The sequence below is a fragment of the Blastomonas sp. genome (genome assembly GCF_041747255.1).
In the GTDB taxonomy this organism is placed as follows: Bacteria; Pseudomonadota; Alphaproteobacteria; order Sphingomonadales; family Sphingomonadaceae; genus Blastomonas.
Window position 1 is genome coordinate 1 of record NZ_JBGTFM010000058.1, and the last position, 4,747, is coordinate 4,747.

Sequence of the window (4,747 nt, forward strand, 5' to 3'; positions counted from 1 at the left end):
ATCACGAATGTCTCGGGCACGCCCGACGAACCCAGATCAAACTGTATCTTGCTGACATCGTCCGATCCGATCCGTGCATAGGGGTTGCCGTTGCGCTGCAGAAAGGCTGCAACATCGGGACCGCGATCGCGGATCGCGACGCCGTTGATCTCAACCCCGGCGTCCGCAAGTTCCTGCAAATAGGGCGCTTCGGCGACGCACGGCACGCACCAGCTGGCAAACACGTTGAGCAGCTTGGGCTTGCCATCGGCGAAGTTCGCGCGGCTCACCGCCGGGCGTTCCGGCACCGCTGGCGGCAGGTCAAACGCGGGCAGTGGCTTGCCGATCATCTGCGATGTGATGGTGCGATCCGCAGGGGCGAGCAGCCCCGTCGCGAACACCCCAAACAACACGCCAAACACCGCCAGCGGCAGCCAGATCGCCCAATGTTTCACGCGAGCGCTTCCCTGCCTCCGGCCGGACGGGGGGCAACCTCGGGTGCGGGCGCGGGCTCAGGTTCGACCGAGTCCTTGCGGCGGAGATCGCGCGCGGTACGGCCAACCAGTGTAAGCAATCCGCCCAGTCCGATCAACAGACCGCCGTACCAGATCAGCGGCACAAACGGCTTCCACCACAGACGCAGCTGCCAGCGGCCATCATCGCCCTCTTCGCCCAGCACCGCGTAAAGCTGACCGTTCCAGCGCGTCAACAAAGCGGCGTTGCTGGTTGCGGTCGGCGGCGACGCGAACATGCGCGATTGCGGGGTCATTACAGTCTGGGTGCTGCTGTCGCCATAGCGGGTCACCAGCCGTGCCTCCAACGCAGTCCAGTTCGGCCCGGCGATGGGCGCGATGCTTTGCAGTTCGATCGTCCACGGGCCAACTTGATGGCTCTGGCCGATCTCGCTGGCGACCAGCTTTTCGGTGTTGAATGCGGATTCGGATGCCATGCCGGCCAGCGCCACCGCGATGCCCAGATGCGCCAGCACCATGCCATAGATATGCGCGGGCGTGCGGCGCAGGTTGCGCTTCCACAAGGGCAGTACGCTCGCCACCGCCAGCCCGGCGGCAAAGACCAGACCGAGCAAGGGCAGGATGCCGATGTCGCCGGCAAACACCACGACCAGCGCCAGTGCCACCGCGAGCGCCAACGCGGGAAGAGCGAGCAGGTTTGCCAGCTTCTTGCCATTATCGGATCGCCAGCGCATCAGCGGCCCCGCCGCCATGATCACCAGCATCGGGAACACGAAGATCGCGCCGACCGGGTTAAAATAAGGCGGTCCCACCGAAACTTTGGTGCCAAACGCCTCGGTCACCAGCGGGTAAAGCGTGCCCATCAACACGATGCCCAGAATGCCGACCAACATCACATTGTTCATCACCAGCGCGCCTTCGCGGCTGAACAGATGAAAGCGCGAGCCTTCGGTCACCGTCGAGGCGCGCAGCCCGAACAACGCGAGCGCGCCGCCGATATAGATTGCCAGCAGCGCCAGAATGAAGCTGCCGCGCTCGGGGTCGACTGCGAACGCATGGACGCTGGTCAAAATCCCTGAGCGCACCAGGAACGTGCCGACCATCGACATCGAGAAGGCGACCACCGCCAGCATCACGGTCCACGCCTTGAGCGCGCCGCGCGTCGCCAGCACGCTGACCGAATGGAGCAACGCGGTCGCGGCGAGCCACGGCATCAGCGAGGCGTTCTCGACCGGGTCCCAGAACCACCAGCCGCCCCAACCGAGCGTATAATAGGCCCACCATGACCCTGCGACGATGCCGAGCGTCAGGAACACCCATGCGCCGAGCACCCAGGGCCGCATCGCGCGGGCGAAACTCGCGCCAACATCGCGGGTGATCAGCGCGCCAATCGCAAACGAGAACGCCACCGACAGCCCGACATAGCCGATGTACAGCGTCGGCGGGTGGAACGCGAGGCCGGGGTCCTGCAGCAGCGGGTTGAGCCCGTTGCCTTCCAGCGGCGCAGGGTTCAGCCGCTCGAACGGGTTGGAGGAAAACAGCAGAAACGCATAAAACCCAAGGCTAACAAAGGCTTGCCCTGCCAGCGTCGCAATCAACGTGCGGTCGTTGAGGCGGCGCTCAAGCAGTGCGATCAGCCCGCCGGCGAGCCCCATGACGGTAATCCACAACAGCATCGAGCCTTCGTGATTGCCCCATGTGCCCGAGATCTTGTAGATCAGCGGCTTCAGCGAATGGCTGTTGGCTGCAACCAGCTTGACCGAGAGGTCGCTGCGCACGAACAGCACGATCAGCAGCGCGAACGAGACAGTGACCAGCACGCCCTGCGCCACCGCAACGGGCCGCACCGCCTGCAAAAACGGCGCGCCGCGTGCGGTCAGTGCATAGCTGCCAAGTCCAAGCTGCAACAATGCCAATGCGGCGGCGAGCCACAGCAGCGCCAGCGCGGTTTCAGCAATCATGGCTGGGCCACCGTACCCGCGACCTTTTTCACGTCGGCTTTGGTCATGTCTTGCATCTCGCGGGGCACGTAGTTCTCGTCATGCTTGGCGAGCAGATTGTCGGCCACGAAAAAGCCCGCGCGGTCCATCCGGCCCTCGGCGACGACGCCCGAGCCCTCGACAAACAGCGCCGGGGTGATGCCTGAAAAGCGCACTGGCACGGTGCCCTCGCCATCCTCGACAATGAAATCGATGGTCACGCCATCGGCCAGCTTCTTGATCGATCCTGTTTGGACCATGCCACCCAGACGGATCGCTTGGCCCGGCTCGACATCGGCAGCGACCAGCTCGCCCGGCGTGAAGAAATAGCTCGCCTGCCCGCGCAACGCATAGGCCGCGATCAGTCCCGCCGCGAGCAACGCGACAAAGGCGATGCTGATGAGAACGAGGCGCTGATGTTTGGCTTTCATGGGTGTTTGTGTCCGGTCACTTGCGCTTGAGGTCGTCCAGCCGGGCTTCTGCGCGCTTTAGGGCCATCCAGCAATAGCCGATCAGCCCGATTGTGCCGCTGATGCCCAGCACATAGGTCATGGTCACGAATGTCCAGTCGGTCATGCGGCTGCCAGCCTGCGCATCCGCGCTTCCACCCGGATCGACGCCAGCAGAGTCCGCATCCGCATCAACACAATCGCTCCAAAAATAAGGCTGAACCCGATAACGGCAATGCCCAGCGGCCACAAAAATGCTGGATCAATTGCTGATTTTCCCATGGTGATGCTGGCGGGCTGGTGCAGGCTGTTCCACCACACGACAGAGCGATTGATGATCGGCACATTGATCGCCCCGACCAGCCCAAAAATCGCAGCGACCCGCGCGGTGCCGGTGCGACCCTGCGCGGCCTCCTTCTGGCTGGCATCGGCCAGCGCCATATAACCCAGATACAGGAAAAACAGCACCAGCATCGATGTCAGCCGCCCGTCCCACACCCACCAGGTGCCCCAGGTCGGCTTGGCCCAGATCGACCCGGTGATCAGGCACAGTGCGGCGAAAAACGCGCCGGGCAGTGCCGACGCGCGCGCCGCGATGCCCGCCAGCGGATGCCGCCAGACCAATTCGATTAGGCTGGCGATGGCAATACTCGTCCAGCCCGCCATGCCCAGCCATGCGGCGGGGACGTGAATATACAGGATACGCACCGTCTCGCCCATCAGCCGGTCGGCAGGTGCCAGCACCAGCCCCATGAACAGGCCGATGGCGACCATCACGATGCCGGTGAACAGAAAGGCCGCTGTCAGGGGCCGGGCGATAGAGAGAAACCGGGTAGGATTGGCAAAACCATGCATGGCAGAACTGTGCGTGCTTTCCTCGCGCCAAGTTATATCGGCGGTGCGCCTTGTTGCCACGATGTGCCGCTAGCCTCAAGCCATTTTGCATTGTCGCGTGCGCATGCCCTGCCTGTCGCTAGCCGACTGGTCGGCACCAGGATTGGTTGCGATATTCTCGCACCGAATCAAACGTCTCGCGGCTGTTCACCAGCACGCGGATCAGCGCCACGCCCTTGTCCGCATGAAGATCGATTCGCTGCACGCCGACAGGCACCTGCTGGCCCGCCGTTGCCAGCACGATATCCACCGGTGCGCCCTTGCTGTCGCGGTCGCTGGCGACGAAGGCAACGTTGGTTTGGTGGTCGAACACGGTCAGCGACCAGTAATGGCCGGGCACCGGCTGCGCATGGATGGCAAGCGGCGCATCTGACAGATCAAACGCACATACCGAATAGGCAAGGTCGGGGCTGGGCCGCACGATGGTCTGGCGGCTCGCGGTGACCAGCGGGCTGTGCGTCATCCGGTTGACCCCGGCCTGCTCGGCAAGCCTGTCCCACGCACGCGCCATGATCACCTGCGGCGCCGCCGCCAGCGTCGCATACCAGCCGATTGTCGCCGCAACGCCAAGCACCAGCAAAGGCCCCAGCCAGCGTTTCACGACGCACAGCCCAGCCGCTCGATCACCGGCAGTTGCGCCGTGCCCCGGCCCGCCAGCAACTCTGGCGCGGGGTGATAGGCACGCAATGTCAGTTCAAACGGTTCCGCGCTGGCAACGGGTATCCAATGATCGCCCTCACGCGCGCGTCCGATCACCAGCGACCAGTCATCCGCCTCATCTGGCGACAGGGCGGCGCTGCCCAGCGAATAGACATCGGCCTGGTTGGCGATCAGATAACCCTTGCTGTCATACAGCGTCAGGCTCCACCAGCGCGCCGCGACCGCCTGCCCACGCACCCGGTAGCGGCATCTGCCGCTTAGCGGCGCGTCCGCGCTGTCGGTCGATGCGTTGAAATAGATCGCCTCACGCTCG

Annotated in this window: 7 protein-coding genes; all 7 read right to left on the reverse strand. The window is 64.1% G+C overall.

Translation table 11 applies throughout. From position 1 onward, the window contains the following. Positions 1-434 (reverse strand): redoxin family protein (locus ACEW8G_RS02180; RefSeq protein WP_373486810.1); only part of this gene is annotated, 434 nt, incomplete at its 3' end. Further along, complete coding sequence (locus ACEW8G_RS02185; protein WP_373486811.1) at positions 431-2,413, reverse strand: heme lyase CcmF/NrfE family subunit; 1,983 nt, start codon at positions 2,411-2,413, stop codon at positions 431-433. The genes ACEW8G_RS02180 and ACEW8G_RS02185, both read right to left, overlap by 4 nt. Further along, positions 2,410-2,862, reverse strand: coding sequence for a cytochrome c maturation protein CcmE (gene ccmE / locus ACEW8G_RS02190; protein WP_373486812.1), 453 nt, complete (start codon positions 2,860-2,862; stop codon positions 2,410-2,412). Before ccmE ends, ACEW8G_RS02185 begins: the two co-directional genes overlap by 4 nt. A gap of 16 nt (positions 2,863-2,878) precedes the next feature. Beyond that, positions 2,879-3,007 (reverse strand): hypothetical protein, encoded by a 129-nt coding sequence (locus tag ACEW8G_RS02195; protein WP_373486813.1) that lies wholly within the window; start codon positions 3,005-3,007, stop codon positions 2,879-2,881. Beyond that, on the reverse strand, positions 3,004-3,735 hold the full coding sequence (ccmC, locus tag ACEW8G_RS02200; protein WP_373486814.1) for a heme ABC transporter permease CcmC: 732 nt from the start codon (positions 3,733-3,735) through the stop codon (positions 3,004-3,006). Before ccmC ends, ACEW8G_RS02195 begins: the two co-directional genes overlap by 4 nt. 118 nt (positions 3,736-3,853) lie before the next feature. Continuing rightward, a complete protein-coding gene (locus ACEW8G_RS02205) occupies positions 3,854-4,375 on the reverse strand; it encodes a DUF1254 domain-containing protein (protein ID WP_373486815.1) in 522 nt (173 codons plus the stop codon). Beyond that, positions 4,372-4,747, reverse strand: a 376-nt coding sequence (locus ACEW8G_RS02210) for a DUF1214 domain-containing protein (RefSeq protein ID WP_373486816.1), incomplete at its 5' end; no start/stop codon positions are given. The genes ACEW8G_RS02205 and ACEW8G_RS02210, both read right to left, overlap by 4 nt.